Origin of the sequence: Pedobacter cryotolerans, from assembly GCF_005116475.1 — a bacterium.
In the GTDB taxonomy this organism is placed as follows: Bacteria; Bacteroidota; Bacteroidia; order Sphingobacteriales; family Sphingobacteriaceae; genus Pedobacter; species Pedobacter cryotolerans.
Genome location: NZ_SWBO01000013.1, coordinates 52306 through 71361 on the forward strand (window position 1 = coordinate 52306; position 19056 = coordinate 71361).

General features: G+C 33.8%; 16 protein-coding genes. 9 read left to right on the forward strand and 7 right to left on the reverse strand.

Annotation, left to right across the window (positions count from 1 at the left end):
* Position 1 precedes the first annotated feature (1 nt).
* From FA045_RS16860 to rpmB, 5 genes are all read right to left on the reverse strand, one after another.
* The gene (locus tag FA045_RS16860) at positions 2-415 is read right to left on the reverse strand and encodes a type II toxin-antitoxin system VapC family toxin (protein WP_169305081.1); all 414 of its coding nucleotides are present in this window, start codon (positions 413-415) and stop codon (positions 2-4) included.
* Positions 412-642, reverse strand: a complete 231-nt coding sequence (locus FA045_RS16865; RefSeq protein ID WP_136878262.1) for a hypothetical protein — start codon at positions 640-642, stop codon at positions 412-414. Before FA045_RS16865 ends, FA045_RS16860 begins: the two co-directional genes overlap by 4 nt.
* 104 nt (positions 643-746) lie before the next feature.
* A complete protein-coding gene (locus FA045_RS16870; RefSeq protein ID WP_136878263.1) occupies positions 747-914 on the reverse strand; it encodes a DUF4295 domain-containing protein in 168 nt (55 codons plus the stop codon).
* An 83-nt stretch (positions 915-997) separates the two neighbouring features.
* Positions 998-1180 carry a 50S ribosomal protein L33 gene (gene rpmG, locus FA045_RS16875; RefSeq protein WP_015809322.1) on the reverse strand — a complete coding sequence of 61 codons (183 nt, stop codon included), beginning with the start codon at positions 1178-1180 and terminating at the stop codon, positions 998-1000.
* Between the two features lie 43 nt (positions 1181-1223).
* Positions 1224-1457: a 50S ribosomal protein L28 gene (rpmB, locus tag FA045_RS16880; RefSeq protein WP_055132404.1), complete on the reverse strand. Its 234-nt coding sequence runs from the start codon at positions 1455-1457 to the stop codon at positions 1224-1226.
* 354 nt (positions 1458-1811) lie between these two features.
* On the opposite strand from rpmB, the gene acs reads away from it, so the two are divergent.
* Entirely contained in the window at positions 1812-3707 is a 1896-nt protein-coding gene (acs, locus tag FA045_RS16885; protein WP_136878264.1) for an acetate--CoA ligase, read from the forward strand.
* A 79-nt stretch (positions 3708-3786) separates the two neighbouring features.
* A complete protein-coding gene (locus FA045_RS16890) occupies positions 3787-3972 on the forward strand; it encodes a CsbD family protein (protein ID WP_121283788.1) in 186 nt (61 codons plus the stop codon).
* 53 nt (positions 3973-4025) lie between these two features.
* Here the strand turns inward: FA045_RS16890 and FA045_RS16895 are convergent, their stop codons facing one another.
* Together FA045_RS16895 and FA045_RS16900 are read right to left on the reverse strand one after the other, a co-directional pair.
* Complete coding sequence (locus FA045_RS16895) at positions 4026-6419, reverse strand: hypothetical protein (RefSeq protein ID WP_136878265.1); 2394 nt, start codon at positions 6417-6419, stop codon at positions 4026-4028.
* 401 nt (positions 6420-6820) lie between these two features.
* Positions 6821-9754 (reverse strand): M16 family metallopeptidase, encoded by a 2934-nt coding sequence (locus FA045_RS16900; protein WP_136878266.1) that lies wholly within the window; start codon positions 9752-9754, stop codon positions 6821-6823.
* A gap of 134 nt (positions 9755-9888) precedes the next feature.
* Between FA045_RS16900 and surE the strand changes: the two genes are divergently transcribed.
* The 7 genes from surE to FA045_RS16935 all read left to right on the forward strand — a co-directional run bounded on the left by surE (position 9889) and on the right by FA045_RS16935 (position 19006).
* Entirely contained in the window at positions 9889-10722 is an 834-nt protein-coding gene (surE, locus tag FA045_RS16905) for a 5'/3'-nucleotidase SurE (RefSeq protein ID WP_136878267.1), read from the forward strand.
* A 7-nt stretch (positions 10723-10729) separates the two neighbouring features.
* A complete protein-coding gene (locus FA045_RS16910; protein WP_136878268.1) occupies positions 10730-10996 on the forward strand; it encodes a stationary phase survival protein SurE in 267 nt (88 codons plus the stop codon).
* Positions 10997-11046: 50 nt separating this feature from the next.
* The gene (gene lpxB, locus FA045_RS16915) at positions 11047-12159 is read left to right on the forward strand and encodes a lipid-A-disaccharide synthase (RefSeq protein WP_136878269.1); all 1113 of its coding nucleotides are present in this window, start codon (positions 11047-11049) and stop codon (positions 12157-12159) included.
* A gap of 64 nt (positions 12160-12223) precedes the next feature.
* On the forward strand, positions 12224-12871 hold the full coding sequence (locus FA045_RS16920; RefSeq protein WP_169305082.1) for a hypothetical protein: 648 nt from the start codon (positions 12224-12226) through the stop codon (positions 12869-12871).
* A gap of 71 nt (positions 12872-12942) precedes the next feature.
* On the forward strand, positions 12943-13947 hold the full coding sequence (locus FA045_RS16925) for a LacI family DNA-binding transcriptional regulator (RefSeq protein ID WP_136878270.1): 1005 nt from the start codon (positions 12943-12945) through the stop codon (positions 13945-13947).
* A 371-nt stretch (positions 13948-14318) separates the two neighbouring features.
* Positions 14319-17339, forward strand: a complete 3021-nt coding sequence (locus tag FA045_RS16930) for a SusC/RagA family TonB-linked outer membrane protein (RefSeq protein ID WP_136878271.1) — start codon at positions 14319-14321, stop codon at positions 17337-17339.
* A gap of 11 nt (positions 17340-17350) precedes the next feature.
* The gene (locus FA045_RS16935; protein ID WP_136878272.1) at positions 17351-19006 is read left to right on the forward strand and encodes a RagB/SusD family nutrient uptake outer membrane protein; all 1656 of its coding nucleotides are present in this window, start codon (positions 17351-17353) and stop codon (positions 19004-19006) included.
* The last annotated feature ends 50 nt before the right edge of the window (positions 19007-19056 follow it).

A 19056-nucleotide genomic window follows, 5' to 3' on the forward strand; every position in this document is an offset into this window, starting at 1 on the left:
TTTATTGGTTATGTTTTTCTAAAAACGCTGTAGGAGTTTGCGTAGTTATTTTACTATTTGAGAAATCCCTTGTATTTCTAGAGATAATCAAATCAATTTGGTTTAATTCTGCAGAAGCACTTTGAACAGCATCTTCAAAATCAGAAAAATCAGCATGCAATGCCAATACAATTGTATCTCTGTTTACATTTAAAATGTTAATCGAATCAACAAGATTTTTGATGATTTCTATCGTAGCACTATGTCCTAATTGTTTTTTACAGATATAATAAATATCCGTTAGAGTTGAAGCTAAAATAAATCCCTCTAAAATATAACCATCAGATTTATTAAGTGCATTTCGAGAATCTGTGTAAAATGGTTCTCTCTTTAATATTACATCAATAATTATGTTGGTATCAAAAAGGATTTTCATAAACCGTGTTTTTCCTTGAGATAATCCCATTTTAAATGATCAGGATCAACTCCTTTTAAAACTCCTGAATATTTTTCAAGAAATGATTTCATGCTTTTTCTTTCTACAGATGGTGCTACTTCGTTTAAAATAATTACCTCTATTTCTCTGTTTTTAATGCCAAAGCTTTCGGGAATAGTAATGGTTCCATTTTCAGAAACTTTTGCTTTAAATTTATAAGCTTCCATAATATCTTATTTTTATAAAGATAACATAAAACAACAGGAATATTAAAATAAAAAAGCCCTTCCGTTAGATACGGAACGGCCTTTAATGCTATTCGTGATGAAAACTATTTAGTGGTGTGTGTACCAGCAATAGCATCTTTAACGTGATCGTTATGCACGATAAGTTCTTTGAATGAATAAGCACCAGTTTTTGGAGACTTGTTCATTGTGATAACTTTTGAATATTCTTTACCTGTACCCGTTTTTAGGGTTGCAACTACTTTCTTAGCCATGTCTTTTTAATTTAATGATGGAGTGAGTGGATGGTTGAATGAGAGAATATCATATTCAATCCTTCAATCAATCTATCCTTCAATTATTTTATTTCTTTGTGTACGGTTACTTTTCTCAATACTGGGTTAAATTTTTTCAATTCTAAACGCTCAGTAGTGTTTTTACGGTTTTTTGTAGAAATGTATCTAGACATACCTGGCATACCGCTAGTTTTATGTTCTGTACATTCAAGAATAACTTGTACTCTATTACCTTTTTTTGCCATTTTATTTATCTTTTAAGCCGATTTCACATCGACAAATTATTTACTACAAATATCCTTTTTTCATGAAACGATTAATCGCCTCAGAAATACCAATTTTATTAATGGTTTTGATTGCTGAAGTAGACACTTTTAGTGTTATCCAACGATCTTCTTCAGGGATATAAAATTTCTGAAGTTGTAGGTTAGGGTAAAATTTACGCTTCGTTTTAACGTTCGAGTGAGAAACATTAAATCCCGACATCGCCATTTTTCCGGTTAAATCACAAACTCTTGACATGACTTTATTATTATGTTGATTATTTCGCTACTTAATTTTTTTAAGAGTGTGCAAATATCAGAATTATTTTTGTAAACATCAAGTGTGTTGTAAATTATTTTTTATGATGGTTAATCTAATTTCTAAATACAGCTCATATAATTATTATTCAGTTAATTGAGCGGGGTTGTTTTTTATAATTTATGCCACTTTTTTTTAATATTTCGATTAATTTTTTGATAAAGTTTGAACATTAGAGTTGGTGAGTTAAAATTCTTCTCTTCAAAAAAACTAGTAAAAATAATATTTGATACAATATGAAAGTTTCTTTCAATTATAAATTCTCTAAATTAGCAACCACTAAATATATGAACAATGCAAATTACATCCTTTAAGCAGTACGAAGAAGATTATAAAAAGAGCGTAGAAAACCCCGAGCAATTTTGGGGAGAAGTAGCACAAAACTTTCAATGGCGTAAACCTTGGTATAAAGTTTTATCATGGGATTTTGAAACTCCAACTATTAAATGGTTTGAAGGAGCCAAATTAAATATAACCGAAAATTGTTTAGATCGCCATTTGGCAAATAACGGAGATAAACCTGCAATAATTTGGGAGCCAAATAATCCAGAGGCCGAAAGTGTTACGCTCACTTATAAAATGTTACATGAGCGAGTTTGCCGTTTTGCAAATGTTTTAAAAAGGAATGGTGCTCAAAAAGGCGATCGAATTTGCATTTATATGCCAATGGTGCCAGAATTGGCAATTGCTGTTTTGGCTTGTGCCAGAATAGGAGCTGTTCATTCGGTAGTTTTTGGTGGCTTTTCTGCCAAATCTATTGCCGATAGAATTAACGATGCGCAATGCAAATTGGTAATTACTGCAGATGGAGCTTATCGTGGTAACAAACAAATTCCATTAAAAGATGTAATTGATGATGCTTTAATTGGTTGTCCGACGGTAGCAAAATGTATTGTGCTTACTCATGTACGTACACCAGTTTCGATGCTAAAAGGTAGAGATGTTTGGTGGGAAGATGAAGTAAAACATGTAAATGATGTTTGTGAAGCAGAAGAAATGGATGCTGAAGATCTCCTATTCATTCTATATACATCTGGCTCAACAGGAAAACCAAAAGGCGTAGTACATACCTGCGGTGGTTACATGGTTTATGCTGGTTATACCTTTACCAATGTATTTAATTATCAACCTGGTGAAGTTTATTTTTGCACAGCAGATATTGGTTGGATTACTGGTCACTCTTACATTGTTTACGGGCCATTGTCCCAAGGAGCTACATCTGTCCTTTTTGAAGGAATACCAACTTATCCAAATGCCTCAAGATTTTGGGATATCGTAGAAAAACATAAGGTAAATACATTATATACAGCTCCAACCGCCATCCGCTCTCTAATGAGTTTTGGAGAGGAACCTTTAGAAGGAAAAGATTTCAGCTCTATTCGTGTATTAGGATCTGTAGGTGAGCCCATAAATGAAGAAGCTTGGCATTGGTTTGACGAAAAAATTGGTGATAAAAAAGCGCCAATTGTAGATACTTGGTGGCAAACAGAAACTGGAGGAATAATGATTTCGCCAATAGCTACAGTTACGCCAACTAAACCAAGCTTTGCAACCTTGCCTCTGCCTGGTATACAACCAATTTTGGTTGATGAAAACGGAAATGAAATTGAAGGAAATGGCGTTAGTGGCAACTTATGCATTAAATTCCCTTGGCCAGGGATGTTGCGTACAACTTATGGAGATCATGAGCGTTGCAAACAAACCTATTTCTCTACTTACGAAAACCTTTATTTTACTGGCGATGGTTGTCTGCGTGATGAAGATGGTTATTACAGAATTACGGGTAGAGTAGATGATGTTTTAAACGTTTCTGGACATAGAATTGGCACAGCCGAAGTAGAAAATGCGATTAATATGCATGCTGGTGTGATTGAAAGTGCAGTAGTTGGTTATCCGCATGATGTGAAAGGGCAAGGGATTTTTGCATTTGTAATTTCTCCAGAAATGCATGGCGATGTAGAATTAACAAAAAAAGATATTTTGCAAACGGTTACCAGAGTTATTGGAGCTATCGCAAAACCTGATAAAATTTTATTTGTTTCGGGCTTACCTAAAACCAGATCTGGGAAAATTATGCGTAGAATTTTGAGAAAAATTGCCGAAGGAGATACTGCTAATTTAGGAGATATTTCAACTTTGTTAGATCCAAATGTGGTGCAAGAAATTATTGAAAGTGCTAAAAAGTCTTAATTTAAATTTTTACAAACAATACTTTTTGCTAACTGTTATTTATACAATCAACCGAATTTAAGTATAAAAACCTACTAAAATGGATAAGTTAGAATTAAAAGGAAAGTGGAATGAAATTAAAGGAAAAGTTAAACAAGCTTATGGCGATTTAACTGATGATGATTTGAAACACGAAGAAGGACAAGATGATGAGTTATTAGGAAAACTTCAACAGAAAACGGGTAAAGGAAGAGATGAATTGGTAAAATGGATTAATTCTTTGTAAACCAAGTTAAATTAACATATAAAAGCGGTTGGCCAATTGGTTAACCGCTTTTTTTATGGATTTTGTTTTGATTTCACCTCAAAATAATGTTCGCCATAAACAACATCATTATTTGTAATTCCTTGCACTATAACTTTAAACTTGCCAGTAATATCACTCGTGTAAAATTCTATTTCGGTTTCTTTTTTGTTGCTTAGTATGGTGGCATAATTCCAATAAATAGTTGAGAAAAATGCAGGCTCTTGCGGGTCTTTATAATCATTATGATAGAATTCTTTATGATAATGTATGCCATTATATTTTAAAAAGTTTTCATCTAAGCCCAAGCCTTGTCTGCACTCCTGATAGATAGCCTTACGACCATTGGTATTGTAACTTCTGCCAGCAACGGGTTGTGTATTTCCTGGATCGCTTACATGATTACGACAGTTTAAAATGCTGTATAGACAAACATAATCTCCACATGCATTACTGCCGGATGGTCCTAAAAATCCTATTGAGTTATCTTTTTTGCTACTGATTACTACTTCCTTTAATCGAATAGCTTTTTCATTTCCTTTCAATACCAAATCTGCATTGTTGGTAACGGTCGAAGGAAGAACAGGGCTATGAAATATTGCAGTTTTTACAAGCTTTTCGTTGGTTTTCAGAAACTGATCTTCAATATTAATTTTATATTGAAATTTATTTTTATCATTTATAAAGAGAGAGCTTTTTTTTCCTTGTTCTAAAATAAGTTCATCTGTATTAAAGTTAAAATTTCCTTTTTCCGAAGTTTCAATTAATCTGATTTTGGTATCGCCAAAGGCGCCAATCATTATAGGTTTAGTAAGCTCTTTTTTAGATTTCGTAATCCAGCCTAACATTTGCAAACTATCTGTTTTGGCAATCGTGTTATTTGCTGTTGTCTTTTGTAACTCTTGCCAAGTATATTTTCTCCAGCCTTTTACCAATAAAATTTGCTCTAAATAATTTACATCTTTATATGGTGTTCCTTTTAATACAACTGGTAAGTTGCTCAATTCATTAGTTAAATAGGTATAACTTTCAATATCGTTGGTATTTTTAGTTTGCAATCTGTTTTCTTGTACGCAAGCAATTGAAACTATGCTTATTGTATCAAAATTTAGTTTAAGAGATAATTTAACTTTTTCCCTTTGTTGATAGGTCTGTTTCTCTGTATTGGCAACTATATTTTCTGTTGTGCTATGATGTGCAAAGAGCATACGCTCTGCCAAAGGTCTTTTCAAACTATCTAAAACAGTAAAGGCCATTACGCCTTTTGGTATCTCATGAAGTGGTATTTTAATAATCCTTCTGTTTACATCCATATCAAATGGGATATTTAAAAATACCTCACGATAATTATGTATTAAAAAGTTTAATTTAGTTGAGTTATTATTTTTAATAACCACTGACAAGGTATCTTTTACAACAGCTTTTTGAAGTTGAAGTGTAATACCTTTTTCTAGCGCTTTAGGTAAATAATAAACGCTATCAGCTAAACCAGAATGAATTAATTTTACACTGTAAATAGCACTTTCTTTTGGACTTAATTGAAAATTGCCAATGCCATAGCTGCTTGTTTCAACGGTGTCAATTATTTGGTTATTTTCCAATAAAAATGCTTTGGTAGCAACAGGCATTTGCTGTTGGTCTTTAATTTCCAAGCCAATTTTAGATTGTAAACCCGATACTAAATTTCCGCCCTCTGGATAAAATTTTACACTTGCTTTTTGCTTTTTTACTGGTAGTGCTAAGCTTAAAAAACTGGTGTCTTTCTCATTGCTTAACCTCACATATAAGTTTGGATCAGCCAAATCGCTTTTTGCTGGTAAAGTAATAAGTAACTGTCCTGAAGCATCTGTTTTTGTTTTTGTAGATTGATTGCCGTATTTGTAATTGATTTGAAGTGGCTTGGGTAAAAAGCGATTGTCTTTTGTGGTTGCCGCTAATAGTACCTGATGGTTGTTCTTGCTGTCTGAAACATCTTCCAAAATTTTAAGAGATGCTTTAAATGCTGGATCGATGTTGGTTTTAATGGTTATAGATTGATGAAAAACTGCATTCGGTAATCCATTAAATAGTTGATCTGTATAAGCTAAAAAATGGTAATCTCCCGTTAAAATAGAATCGGGTAAAGTGATGCTTCCAAATGCTAATCCTTTATCCATTAAAAATTTATCTTGAATAATGATCGTGCTATCTAAATCTCTTACCAGACAAATCGATAATATTTTATGCTCACTAGAAGGTGTTATTTTATCTTTTAGCAAGTAACCCGTAAAATAAACAATTTCATTGTTGGTGTAAACATTTTTGTCGAAGTGTACAAAAAGATTGGTAGTGGGTTTTGCCTTGGCTAACCAATTCATTTTAAGCGCTATGCTATCTTGGGCAAATGCTGTAGTAGAGAAAAAGAATAAAAGACAGAAGATTACTCTCATTTTTTAAAAATAAACGAATTTACCTGCAATGCCAAATATGCGTTCTGTAGGAGCTGCTTTTAGTTTATTGCACTACTTAATTAAGTTAAACCCAATGGTAGCGAACACGTAGGGGCAACCCTTGTGGTTGCCACGAAGTAAAGCGGACAGTGGGACTGCTATTGCCATAGTATGCTGACATTATTTTACGAAAAAAAAAGCGACTTCCATTAAGAAAGTCGCTTAAAGTCCTTTAAGGCTTTTTGTCAGGCTGAGCGTAGTCGAAGCCTAGTTTTATGTTAGTGTTGGCGGGGACGCCAACGCTGGAGCTTTTTTATGTTGGCGTCCCCGCCAACATTTTAACCATCTTAACTTGATGATATTGATACAGCCACGGTGGGCGGGCACTCAGAGTGACAACCTTAATACCCAAACAATTGCTCTAAGGTTAAAGTTGTTACTTCACCAAATTTTTGCATGTCTTCTTTTTTAACTTTTTTATCTGAAGCCACAATTAAATAGGTATAAGGTTTGTTGGCTACCTTTTGAGTATGGAAATCTTTAATTGATTGGAAAGTAATTGGTTTTAATTCTTTATATAAATCAATTCTCGAATCGTAATCGTAACCTAATTTTTTATCTGCAAAATAGTAAGCAAATACCTGATCCTTAATTACTCGAGTGGTTTCTAAATTATTAATAACATTAACTTTTGCACCATCAAAAGATTTATCGCTTTGCGGCAAATCGTTTAACAATTCATTCATTCCGTTAACTGCATCAGTCATTTTATCTGCTTGGCTACCTACATAAGCAATCATATTGTATTGTTTATCGGCCTTATCAGGAGAAACGTACTGCGCAAATGTAGAGTAAGCCAGAGCTTTAGATTCTCTGATGGTTTGGAAAACAATAGAGCCCATACCGCCACCAAAATAGCTATTAAAAACCTGAATGTTTGCTGCATCAGTTTTGTTGTATAAACCAGTGTTTCTTAACCAACGGATTTCTGATTGCACCATATCGTAATTGGCAAAATATACTTTGTTAGTATCTTGCTTGGTATAAGCGTAAACTTTTGCTGGTGCTGCATCCGTAAACTCTTTTGGCAATAAATGTGCTTTTTTAATATCGGCAGTAAAAGCGGTTAAATCTTTTGGCCCGTAGTAGGTGATGGCGTGCTCGTAATTGGTTAAATTTTTAATCAAATAAATCAAATCATCCGATTTCATGTTTTTCACCTCATCATTACTTAACACATTATTAAACGGATTTATGCTGCCGTATTGAGCATAAGAAGTTAAACCATTCATAATTTGAGCTTTGTTTAACTTATTGTTTTCACGGCTTTTTAAAATTGTCCCTTTTAAATCTGCCAATGCTTTTTCGTTAGGTTTAACATTTGTTAAAATGTGCTCAACTAGGCTTACTGCTTTATCAAAATTCTCTTGTAAACCGCTAATGTTAACTGTTGTTACTTCTGTGCCAACAATTAAGCTGTAAGTACAGGCAATATCATAAAATGCTTTACTAAGCTCTTCAGTTGCATATTTTTCGGTACCTAAAAACGTTAAATAGCTAGCTGCGTAAGGCAAAAGTTTGTAATTATTAGAACCAATATTAATGCGGTAGCTCATTCTAAAAATAGCGTTATCTACATTTTTGGTAGTTAATACCTCAGCTATGCCTGTTTTGCCAAAGGCGATGTCTTTTTTGTAGTCTAAAAATTTAGGAGCAATAGGTTTAACAGGCATTGCTAAAGTATTTTTTACAAAATCAGAAGTTAAACCAGCATTAGCATTAATTGGAGTAATGGTTGGCTTTTCTACTTTAACCAAGTTTTTATCTTCGCCTTTGCGTTTAAAACCAATTACATAATTGTCTTTAAAGAAAGAATTGGCGAAAGCAATAATTTGGGCTTTGGTAAATTTAGCGGTAGCATCAATATCACCTAAACTTTTATCCCATTTGGTGCCACGGTGTAAAACAAATTGGTTCGATAATATTTCTGCTCTATTGTTGTTGCTATCAAAAGCTTGTAGAAAGCTTAATTTTTGGTTAGCAACAATTGCTTTTAACAAACTTTCATCAAACTCACCTTTTTTCAATAATTCAATTTGGCCTAAAAGCAATTGCGAAGCTTCCTCTAAAGTTTGTCCGGCACGTGGTGATGCCGATAAATTGAACACGCCATAATCTTTCATTTGCTGATAACTTGCACCAGCTCTTAATGTCTTTTGTTGTTTATTTAGGTTGATATCAATTAAACCGGCTTTGCCATTCATCAATATGCTTTTAATTAAACTTAGCATTAAACTTTCTTGGGTATTGTCTGCAAAACCGCGGTAGTAAATTTCTACCATTTCTGCACTCGGACCAAAAACTTCAACTTTTTGTATCGTGGTTAAAGGTTTTTCTGGAGCAGGAGTGTAAAGCGTCAATGGTTTATTTACCATGTAGCTAAAAGTTTTTTCTACTTTTTTAATCATTTCATCTGGATTAAAATCTCCAGTAAAAATGGCTGCCATGTTATTTGGCACATAATATTTGTTGTAGTAATTTCTAATTTCTACTAACGATGGATTTTTTAAGTGTTCAATCGTTCCAATTGTAGTTTGTTGCCCATAATTATGAGTAGGAAACAACAATTCCATCATCGCCTCATCTAATTTGTTCGGGTCGCTATCTAAACTGCGGTTTTTCTCTTCGTAAACAGCTTCTAGCTCTGTATGAAAAATACGGAAAATTGGTTTACGGAAACGTTCGCCTTGTATGGCTAAAAATTTATCAACAGAGTTGGATGGAAAATCTTCGTTGTAAACCGTTTCTTCGTACCAAGTATGTGCATTTGTAGAGTTTCCTCCAATACCTTGCATCATTTTATCGTATTCATTAGCGATTGAAAAATTAGATGCTTCGCCAGATGTTTTGTCTATTTCTTTATAAATTTCTTTACGTTGTGCAACATCAGTTGTTTTATTGTACTTTTCGTAAAGCGCATCAATTTTATCTAACAAGGGTTTTTCTTTTGCCCAGTTATTGGTTCCAAACTTATCAGTTCCTTTAAATAAAACATGCTCTAAATAATGTGCTAAACCAGTTGCATTTCTAGGGTCGGTATTGCTACCCGCTCTAACAGACATTCTAAATTCTATATTAGGCTCTTTGGTATTGGGCGATAAAATAACCGTTAATCCATTTTTTAAGGTGTAAAATCTCGATTTTGATGGGTCGTTAGTTACATATTTGTAAGTATAACCACCAGAAGAGGCTGTTTTCCACTGGTAGGTAGATTGAGCCATTAAATTGGAGCCTGCAAACAGCAAGCAAACTATTAAAATAAGTTTGTTTTTCATTAGAGTTGGAGATTGATTGATTTGCTAAAAATTAGACATTAACAAGTAAATATAAGATGATGAAATGAAATTTTCATCCCAAAAGGATTAAATATATTGATTTGCCTTTAAATAATTCTCGTATTTTTACCAGTATGAATAAAGACACTAAGAAACCAACCATTTTAGTAGTTAATGATGATGGAATAACAGCACCTGGTATTAAAGCTTTAATTGAGGTGATGCAGGAAATTGGAAATGTAGTGGTAGTTGCACCAGATGGACCTCAATCTGGTATGGGGCATGCCATTACTATTGGTAAACCTTTACGATTTGATAAAGTAGATTTATACCCTGGTGTAGAAATGTACAAATGTTCTGGTACACCAGTTGATTGTGTGAAATTAGCTGTAAATATTGTTTTTAAAGGCAAAAAGCCAGATTTATGTGTTTCTGGAATTAACCATGGTTTAAATAATTCTATCAATGTAATTTATTCGGGCACCATGTCTGCTGCGGTAGAAGGAGCTATCGAAAAAATTCCATCAATTGGATTTTCTTTAGATGATTTTGCACAAGATGCAGATTTTTCACATTGTAAATCATTTATCAAAACAATAGCCTTACAAGTTCTTTCTCATGGTTTGCCAGAGGCGACGTTATTAAATGTAAACTTCCCGAAAGGAGCTAACTTAAAAGGTATAAAAATATGCCGACAAGCAAATGCCAAATGGGCTGAGGAATTTGATAAGCGTGAAGACCCGTATAAGAGACCATATTATTGGTTAACTGGGGTTTTCGAGAACTACGATAAAGGTGAAGATACTGATGTTTGGGCTTTAGATCATGGTTATGTTTCTGTAGTGCCAGTTCAGTTTGATTTAACAGCACATCACGCAATTCCTATTTTAAATTCATGGGATTTTGAAAACGTTGGTAATGATAAAAACAAAGTATCCAATAAGCTAAAGGGCGATCAGTTAGGTTAATTATCAAATGAAAATCGCTAATATTAAAAACACAGTGTGGAATGGTTTGCTTTTAGGTTTTATTGTACCCATAATTCCTGGCGTAATCGTTTGGTTGGTGATGCAAAATGTTTTAGTGCTTAAAAAAGCAGATTGGTTGTTAATTTTATGTGTTGCTTTAAACGCATGGCTGATGAATTATTTTTTCAAACAAAATAAAGATAACGTCGCCAGAGGAATTATAAGCGTTACTTTTTTATGGGCGTTTGCCTTTTTCTATTACAAAGTATTTTAAGTTATGAAGTTCAGTCTCATATCTCAAATCTCAATACTCACCCCTCATAAATGAAATACTACTTAGTTGCAGGCGAAGCCTCGGGCGATTTACATGGTGCCAATTTAATGAAGGCTTTAAAGGTTGAAGATCCGAAGGCTGAATTTAGATATTTTGGTGGCGATAAGATGCAAGCCGAGGGAGGAAAGTTAGTAAAGCACTATGCCGAAATGGCTTTTATGGGTTTTACCGAAGTGGTAATGAATTTACGCACCATTTTTAAAAACATGAAGGCTTGCAAGGCAGATATTTTAGCTGATCAACCAGATGTTTTGATATTAATTGATTTCCCAGGATTTAACCTAAAAATTGCTGAGTTTGCTAAAAAGCAAGGGATTAAAGTTTGTTATTACATTTCGCCTAAAATTTGGGCTTGGAATCAAAAACGGGTATTAAAAATTAAAAGAGATGTAGATCAGATGTTTTGCATTTTACCATTTGAAGTAGATTTTTACAAAAAATGGGGGATGGAGGTAAATTATGTTGGCAATCCGTTACTAGATGAAAAGGCACAGTTTACACCAGATGTAGACTTTAGAAAACATGAAGGACTATCTGACCAAAAAATTATTGCATTATTGCCCGGTAGCAGAAAACAAGAAATAGAGCGTTTATTGCCCGATATGTTGAGTGTAACTGATCAATTCCCAGATTATCAATTTGTAATTGCAGCAGCGCCTACATTTAATGAAACTTATTATCATCAGTTTACAGGCGATAAAAAAGTAAAGTTGGTGTTTGCTCAAACGTATAACCTATTACAAAATGCACATGCTGCTTTAGTAGCTTCGGGTACAGCAACATTAGAAACGGCATTATTTAGAGTGCCCCAAGTTGTGTTGTACAGAGGAGGAGCAATTTCAGTCGGCATTGCCAGATTAGTAATCAAAATTAGGTTTATCTCATTGGTAAATTTAATAATGGATAAAAAAGTAGTGGAAGAATTGATACAGGAAGATTGTAATACAGCTAATATCTCAATTCATTTAAAACAAATTGTGGATGGGAAAAAACGGTTTGAAATGCTCAATGATTATGAAAAATTGAGCTTATTAATGGGTAAAGAGGGCGCTTCTGAACGTACTGCAAAATTGATAGTAGAGGATACAAAGTTTTATAAATAATTTTTAAAGTATTCTTGTAATGTTTATTTGTAATGAATATCATTGCATCTTAAATAACATTTATATGATGAAAAATATCTTCTTAACACTCTCATTAATTCTATTAGCTTTTTGGGCAAACGCCCAATTTGAAGGTTCAAAACAAGTATTTGAAAGCCCCAAATTAAAATCAGAAATTTCAAGCCACAAAGTCGTTGCAATTCTGCCCTTTAACACAAAAATTACTTACAAGAAGCAACCTAAGAATTTCAATCCTGAAGCAAATAGAGATCAGGAAAAAACGATGTCTAAATCTATTCAATCTAGCATGTATACTTTTCTGTTAAGAAAGGGCAGTAATTATTCTGTCGAATTTCAAGACGTTGATAAAACGAATATCTTGCTTAAAAAAGCAGGCATGTTAGATAAACTAGATGAGTTTACAAAAGATGAAGTAGCTAAGGCCTTAGGTGTGGATGCAATATTAGGAGGGAGTTTTGAGACAGAACAGACTAAATCTGAGGCCGGTGCAATCGCATCAGCAGTTTTGTTTGGTGGGTTTGGTGGTAAAACTGGAACAGGTAGCCTCACATTAACATTAAATAATGGTCCAACAGGAGATTTGCTTTGGAGGTTCTTCAAAACAATGGATGATGGTATCACAACATCAACTGACGATTTAGTGGAAAGAATGATGCGTAAAGTCTCAAGGAATTTTCCTTACGCGAAATAATTCATAATCTCTCAGTAATCGCTTATATTTGGTTAAATGGAATCTAAATTAGCATCGAAGTTTAACCAAATATGAAAGCGCTCTCTATAAAAGATATTGCTCTAAAAGCCAATGTGTCTATCACAACGGTCTCATTTATCATTAATGGTAAAGCAAAAGAAAAATCTATCAGCGATGCTGTAATTAAAAAAGTACAAAAAATAATTATTGATAGTGGTTATAAGCCCAATCAAATAGCCCGAAGTTTACGAACAGGTAACTCGAATATCATCGGTTTAATCATCGAAGATATATCTAACTCATTTTTCTCTCGTATTGCTCGTTTAATAGAAGATAAAGCCTATAAAAAAGGCTATAAAATTATTTATTCGAGTACCGAAAATAATGTAGAAAAAGCACAAGAATTAATCAATCTCTTTAAATCAAGAAAAGTTGATGCCTATATTATTTCTCCAATAAAAGGAATAGAGGAAGATATTCAGATTTTAATGAATGAAAACAAACCAGTTATTCTTTTTGATAGAAATTTACCTCAGTTAAATACCAATTATGTTGGAGCAAATCATTTTGTAGCCTCGTATCAAGCGGTACAAAGCTTTATTAAAAATGGCAAGCAAAATATTGCTTTAGTAACTACTGATATTGATGTACAACAAATTATTGAGCGTTATGATGGTTATAAAAAAGCAATTGTAGATTATGCTTTGCCTTACCAAGAAAGTTTAGTTTTAAAAATTCCTTTTAACCAGGCCGAAGCCAGTACAATTAAACAAATTAAAACGCTGTTTAAAAACAAAGAGGTTGATGCCGTTCTATTTGCAACAAATTATTTAGCCATTAGCGGTTTAAAAGTTTTAAAAGAGCTGGATAAAAAAATTGATGAGAATTTCTCGGTAATAGGCTATGATGATCATGAAGCATTTGAATTACATACACCAAGTATATCCACCATTCAGCAGCCTTTAGAAGAAATTGCTGAAACAATTATTAGATTAATTTTAGCTCAACTTGCTGCAAAAACCAAAATCCCAGATCAGCAAATCATTATTCCCGCAAAATTAATTATCAGAAATTAATGCTTTATAATTGTCTAAATAACGATTATTATTTTGTAACAGAATAGTTACTGTCGTATTTTTTTGTAAGCTCCTAAATAATTGCTATTATTAAATTGATAAAACGATTTACTTACTTTATTTAAGCGAAGTTTTAACGATAACCAAATACTGTATGAAACATCTTAAAAAGGTTGAAAAGGCTGAACGCTTTTTTTTTCAATGTACACTAAAACGTTTTAGTGTTTATGTTTTTTCTGCGTTTAAATATTTGTATCTGCAATTTCGCTGCTCACTTTATCGTGTATTATTTAGTTCAAAATATCTTAATGCTTAACTTTTTACACCAGTAGTCTACAAATAACCTAATCCATAATTTAAAAAAACAGCTAATGAAAATTTCTTTACTTAAAACTAAAGGGCTCTTTGCAATTATGTTGCTCAGTGTGCCTGCGTTTTCAATGGAAACATGGAGTGTCATCCCCAATGGTACCATTGAATTCAAAATGCCATGGCAGCCTGTAAAAAAGGCAGGTATTGTTACTGGTACTGTTTTAGACAATTCTAACCAGCCAATACCAGGTGTGGGTGTTAAAAACATCACCAATGGTAAAAGCGCAATTACCGACGCTAATGGTAAATTTAGAATTGAAACTACCAGCGATAATGATGTATTAAGATTTACATACATCGGCTTTGCAGCGCAAGATATAAAGGTTGGTATGCAAACAAACCTTAGTGTTAAATTGGTTGAATCAGAAAACACCAAGTTAAGCGAAGTAGTAGTAGTAGGTTACGGTACGCAAACCAGGAACGAAATTACCTCTGCTATTACTAAAGTAGATACTTCTCAGTTTAGACAGAGTGGATCTAGAAATGTACTTGATTTATTAATAGGTAAGGTAGCTGGTTTACAAATTACCAGAACAGGCGGTACAAATCCTAACTCTGGAGTTGGTGTTCAATTAAGAGGGGTTACAACCATTGCAGGAGCAGCATCACCTTTAATAATTGTGGATGGGATACCTGGTGGTAACTTGGATCTATTGCAGCAAGATGATATCGAATCATTCAGTATTTTAAAAGATGGTTCTGCTGCGGCAATTTATGGTACTAGAGCAAACGCTGGTGTAATCATTGTAACCACTAAAAAAGGGAGAAGAGGTCCATCACGTTTTGATTACAATTCATTTGTAAGAACAGAAACTTTAGTGAAAAGACCAGATTTTATGACAGCCGCACAATACCGTGAGCGTTTAGCGAGTGGTCAAGTTTCGGGTACTGATTACGGAGGCGATACTGATTACTTCCAAGAGTTGATCAATAAAAACAATGTTTCTCATAACCATAACTTTGCCGTATCTGGTGGAGGCGAAAGCTCATTTTACAGAGCTGCGGTTAACTTTAGAGATGTACAAGGTTTTGCTAAAGAAAACTCAAGAAAAGAATATGGCTTACGTTTAAGCTTAACACAAACTGGGTTAGACAATAGGTTAACTGCACAATTTAATGTGGCGGCTAATTTTAACAATGCCAATTTATTAGGTGGTGGTGGTTGGGAAAATGTATTGACAAGAAACCCAACAGAGTCTTATTATAACCCAGACGGTACGTACAAATTTACCAGAAATATTACCAATGAGATTGCGAGATTAGAACAAGAAAGAAGTGGGTTGCAACAACAAACTTCATCGGTTGATGGAAAACTTGATTTTCTAATTATCCCTGGTCTAAAAGCTTCTGTTTTTGGTGCACACGTTAGAAACTGGTCCATTAACAGCGAATACAGAGATAAAGCAAGTCAGAACTCCGTTGAAAATGCACAAGCACCAAATGGTGGTTATGCAAGTAGAATTACAAATTTGAATCAAAATTTTAACGTAGAACCTACTTTAGAATACAATACCATTATTGGTACAAATCATAAAATTACCGCAGTAGCTGGTTATTTTTACAGATATGAGGTTAATGAAGGCTTTAATGCGAATAATAGAGGTTATTTAAATGATATTGTTGAAGATAATAACTTAGGAAGCGTACCTGTTGTTTTAAATCGCATAGCCATTGGTAGTTATAAAAATGACAATACATTAGTTGCTGGCTTTGCAAGAATTAGTTATGCATTCGGCGATCGCTTTTTCGCACAAGCTAGTATTCGCCGCGAAGGTTCATCTAGATTTGGAGCTAATAATAAGTATGCAACTTTTCCAGGTATATCTGGGGGTTGGAATGTTAGCCAAGAAAATTTCATGAAAAACGTGAAGTTTGTAAATAACTTAAAATTAAGATTAGGTTATGGTGAAACTGGTAATACAGGTGGTAATTTGGCTTCATTGGTAACTTTAGGTGGTGGTGGTATTTATTTATTCCCTACTGGAGAATATTTACAAACTTATGGGCCTAATAAAAACCCAAATCCAGATTTAAGATGGGAAAAGAAAAAGGAAACAAACTTAGGTATCGACTTTGCTATTTTAAATAATAAATTAACAGGTTCAATTGACTTATATAACAGGGTTGTTCAAGATTTAATTGATAATTACACTTCACCACAACCTCCTTTCATTACCAGTCAGATAACTACAAATGTTGGTACCATTTCTGCAAAAGGTATTGAGTTAACATTAGGTTACCAAGCAGTTAAAAATAGAGATTTCTCTTGGAACATTGATTTCATAGGTAGCACTACAAGAAATAGATTAGATAGATATTCTAATGATGAATATAAGAGAGATTTAAAGACTTTTAGCGCAATTGGTGGTTTTGGTGCATTAGGTGATGCGGTAAGAACTTATGAAGGTAGAAATATTGGTGAGTTTTGGGGCAAGAGATTTGCAGGTTTTACACCTGATGGCAAATGGACTTTCTTTAATCGTGCTGGAGGTGTAGTTCCAAATTCTCAAATCAATACTTCAGCATTTCGAGACATTACAGATTTAGCAGTAATTGGTAATGCAATTCCTAAATATTATTTGTCACTAACAAATAGCTTTACTTATAAAGGTTTCGATTTTAGGTTCTTTTTAAGAAGTAAGTTAGATTATGATATTTTAAATACCACAGCTTTATCTTATGGTAACAAAAATGGAGTTACGAATTTAAACTTACTGAATAGTGCTTTTGATAAATACGCTCAATTAAACGATACTTACATGTACTCAGATTATTATATAGAGCGTGGTAGTTTTGTGAAATTGGATGAACTTACCTTAGGTTATACTTTTAAAACTGGATTAAAATCTATCAGAAATCTAAGAGCTTATGTAACTGGTCAGAATTTAGCTACTATTACTGGTTATACCGGTAATGATCCTGATTTTGTTGCGGATACAGGCTTAAACCCTGGTGTGGATTCAAGAAGTCCTTACCCTGCTACAAGACAGTTTTTATTCGGTGTTGGTTTTGGCTTTTAATAATTACGAAAATGAAAAGATATAAAAAAATATTGCTTACCTGTCTAATCACTGCTCCCATATTTTTAATGAATGGCTGCAGCAAATTGGAAGAAAATGTATATGATCAGTTACTTACTGATAATTTTTACAACAATAAAAATGAAGTGTTATCGGCTGTGCTTAGGCCTTACACCCATGCAAACGCATGGGTAACCCCTTCTGGACAAGATGGTTGGTGGCGCCCTGCAGAACTATCTGGAGATCAATTGGCATGGCCAACTAAAGGTAGACACGGCGAAGATGGTGGTAAATGGAAAAGATTACATTACCATACTTGGTTAGCAGATGATGGGCCATTAAACAATGCTTGGTCATTAATGTATTGGGGAATGGGTTTATGTAATGATCCGATCGAAAACTTAGAGAAAAGAGAGATTTCTAGAATGGGCATTACTCAAGTAGAAAAAGATGCTTACATCGCAGAACTAAAATTGCTAAGAGCGTTTCACTACTTAAAATTGATGGATCTTTTTGGAAATATTCCAGTGGTTACACAAGTAGGTATCCCTGCTAAACCAGCAACTTTACCAAGAAAAGATGTTTTTGCTTTTATCGAAAAAGAGATCAAAGAAAATATTGACAAAGCGCCATTACACTCTAAACAAATGACTGGTAGAATGAGCCAAGCAGGTGGTTATGCCATGTTGGTAGAATTATACTTAAATGCTGAAGTTTGGACAGGTACACCACGTTGGGATGATTGTATCGCGGCAGCTGATAAATTAATTAATGGTGCAGCAGGCGGTCAAAATGGAGCAATGGCTTTAGATCCAAATATCTTCGATCAGTTTAAATCTACAAATGATTTATCTAAAGAAGCTATTTTTTCTATCGCCTACGAATTTAGAAATGCAACTTTTGAGCCTTCTTGGACGGGTGAGTTTTATCACTTTCAACAAGGGTTAATTTATGGTGGTAATAGAAATGGTAACGATGGTGTGGTTGTAATACCAGGTGTATTTGATACTTTCGAGAATACTGATTTAAGAAAAAGAGGTTGGTTGTTAGAAGGACCAATGGTTAGGTTTGATAACGGACAGCCAGCTTTAGCAGCAGGTGGAAACGAATATAGCGGTCAGCAAATTGTTTTTGTAGATAACATCAGAAAAAACAAAACCAATTCTACCGTTTCTAACATGAGCGAAGGTGAAGAAAACAGTGGTGTTAGGTTTAACAAATACAAGTTAGGTAACCAAATTGCTGGTGTTGTAAATGGTACAGCTGTGCCAATTGATTTAAACTACAACAATACCGATTGGAACATTTACCGTTTAACTTGGGTTTATTTTGCAAAAGCTGAAGCTTTAATGCGTAAAGCAGGTAATGTTGCTACTATAGATGCAGTAACGTTAATAAATACAACCAAAAGAAGAGCTTATGCCGCAGCAGATTTTGTTCCTTACACTATTGCTACGCTAACCATGGATGAGTTATTAAAAGAGCGTGGAAGAGAATTTATTTTTGAAGGTTTTAGAAGAAATGATTTAATTCGCTTCGGCAAATTTACCACTGCATCGTGGTGGGATCATCAACCATCTCAACCATTCAGAACTTTGTTCCCAATCCCTCAAGTACAAAGAACATTGAATATTAATTTAACACAAAACCCAGGATACCCACAATAACAATTATAACAACTAAAGGCGCTAAATTTTAGCGCCTTTTTTTATTAACC

What these genes read in the sequence shown, in the direction of transcription:
- FA045_RS16860 (WP_169305081.1), bottom strand. Translation starts at nt 415, where the DNA reads ATGAAAATCCTTTTTGATACCAACATAATTATTGATGTAATATTAAAG.
- FA045_RS16865 (WP_136878262.1), bottom strand. Translation starts at nt 642, where the DNA reads ATGGAAGCTTATAAATTTAAAGCAAAAGTTTCTGAAAATGGAACCATT.
- FA045_RS16870 (WP_136878263.1), bottom strand. Translation starts at nt 914, where the DNA reads ATGGCTAAGAAAGTAGTTGCAACCCTAAAAACGGGTACAGGTAAAGAA.
- rpmG (WP_015809322.1), bottom strand. Translation starts at nt 1,180, where the DNA reads ATGGCAAAAAAAGGTAATAGAGTACAAGTTATTCTTGAATGTACAGAA.
- rpmB (WP_055132404.1), bottom strand. Translation starts at nt 1,457, where the DNA reads ATGTCAAGAGTTTGTGATTTAACCGGAAAAATGGCGATGTCGGGATTT.
- acs (WP_136878264.1), top strand. Translation starts at nt 1,812, where the DNA reads ATGCAAATTACATCCTTTAAGCAGTACGAAGAAGATTATAAAAAGAGC.
- FA045_RS16890 (WP_121283788.1), top strand. Translation starts at nt 3,787, where the DNA reads ATGGATAAGTTAGAATTAAAAGGAAAGTGGAATGAAATTAAAGGAAAA.
- FA045_RS16895 (WP_136878265.1), bottom strand. Translation starts at nt 6,419, where the DNA reads ATGAGAGTAATCTTCTGTCTTTTATTCTTTTTCTCTACTACAGCATTT.
- FA045_RS16900 (WP_136878266.1), bottom strand. Translation starts at nt 9,754, where the DNA reads ATGAAAAACAAACTTATTTTAATAGTTTGCTTGCTGTTTGCAGGCTCC.
- surE (WP_136878267.1), top strand. Translation starts at nt 9,889, where the DNA reads ATGAATAAAGACACTAAGAAACCAACCATTTTAGTAGTTAATGATGAT.
- FA045_RS16910 (WP_136878268.1), top strand. Translation starts at nt 10,730, where the DNA reads ATGAAAATCGCTAATATTAAAAACACAGTGTGGAATGGTTTGCTTTTA.
- lpxB (WP_136878269.1), top strand. Translation starts at nt 11,047, where the DNA reads ATGAAATACTACTTAGTTGCAGGCGAAGCCTCGGGCGATTTACATGGT.
- FA045_RS16920 (WP_169305082.1), top strand. Translation starts at nt 12,224, where the DNA reads ATGATGAAAAATATCTTCTTAACACTCTCATTAATTCTATTAGCTTTT.
- FA045_RS16925 (WP_136878270.1), top strand. Translation starts at nt 12,943, where the DNA reads ATGAAAGCGCTCTCTATAAAAGATATTGCTCTAAAAGCCAATGTGTCT.
- FA045_RS16930 (WP_136878271.1), top strand. Translation starts at nt 14,319, where the DNA reads ATGAAAATTTCTTTACTTAAAACTAAAGGGCTCTTTGCAATTATGTTG.
- FA045_RS16935 (WP_136878272.1), top strand. Translation starts at nt 17,351, where the DNA reads ATGAAAAGATATAAAAAAATATTGCTTACCTGTCTAATCACTGCTCCC.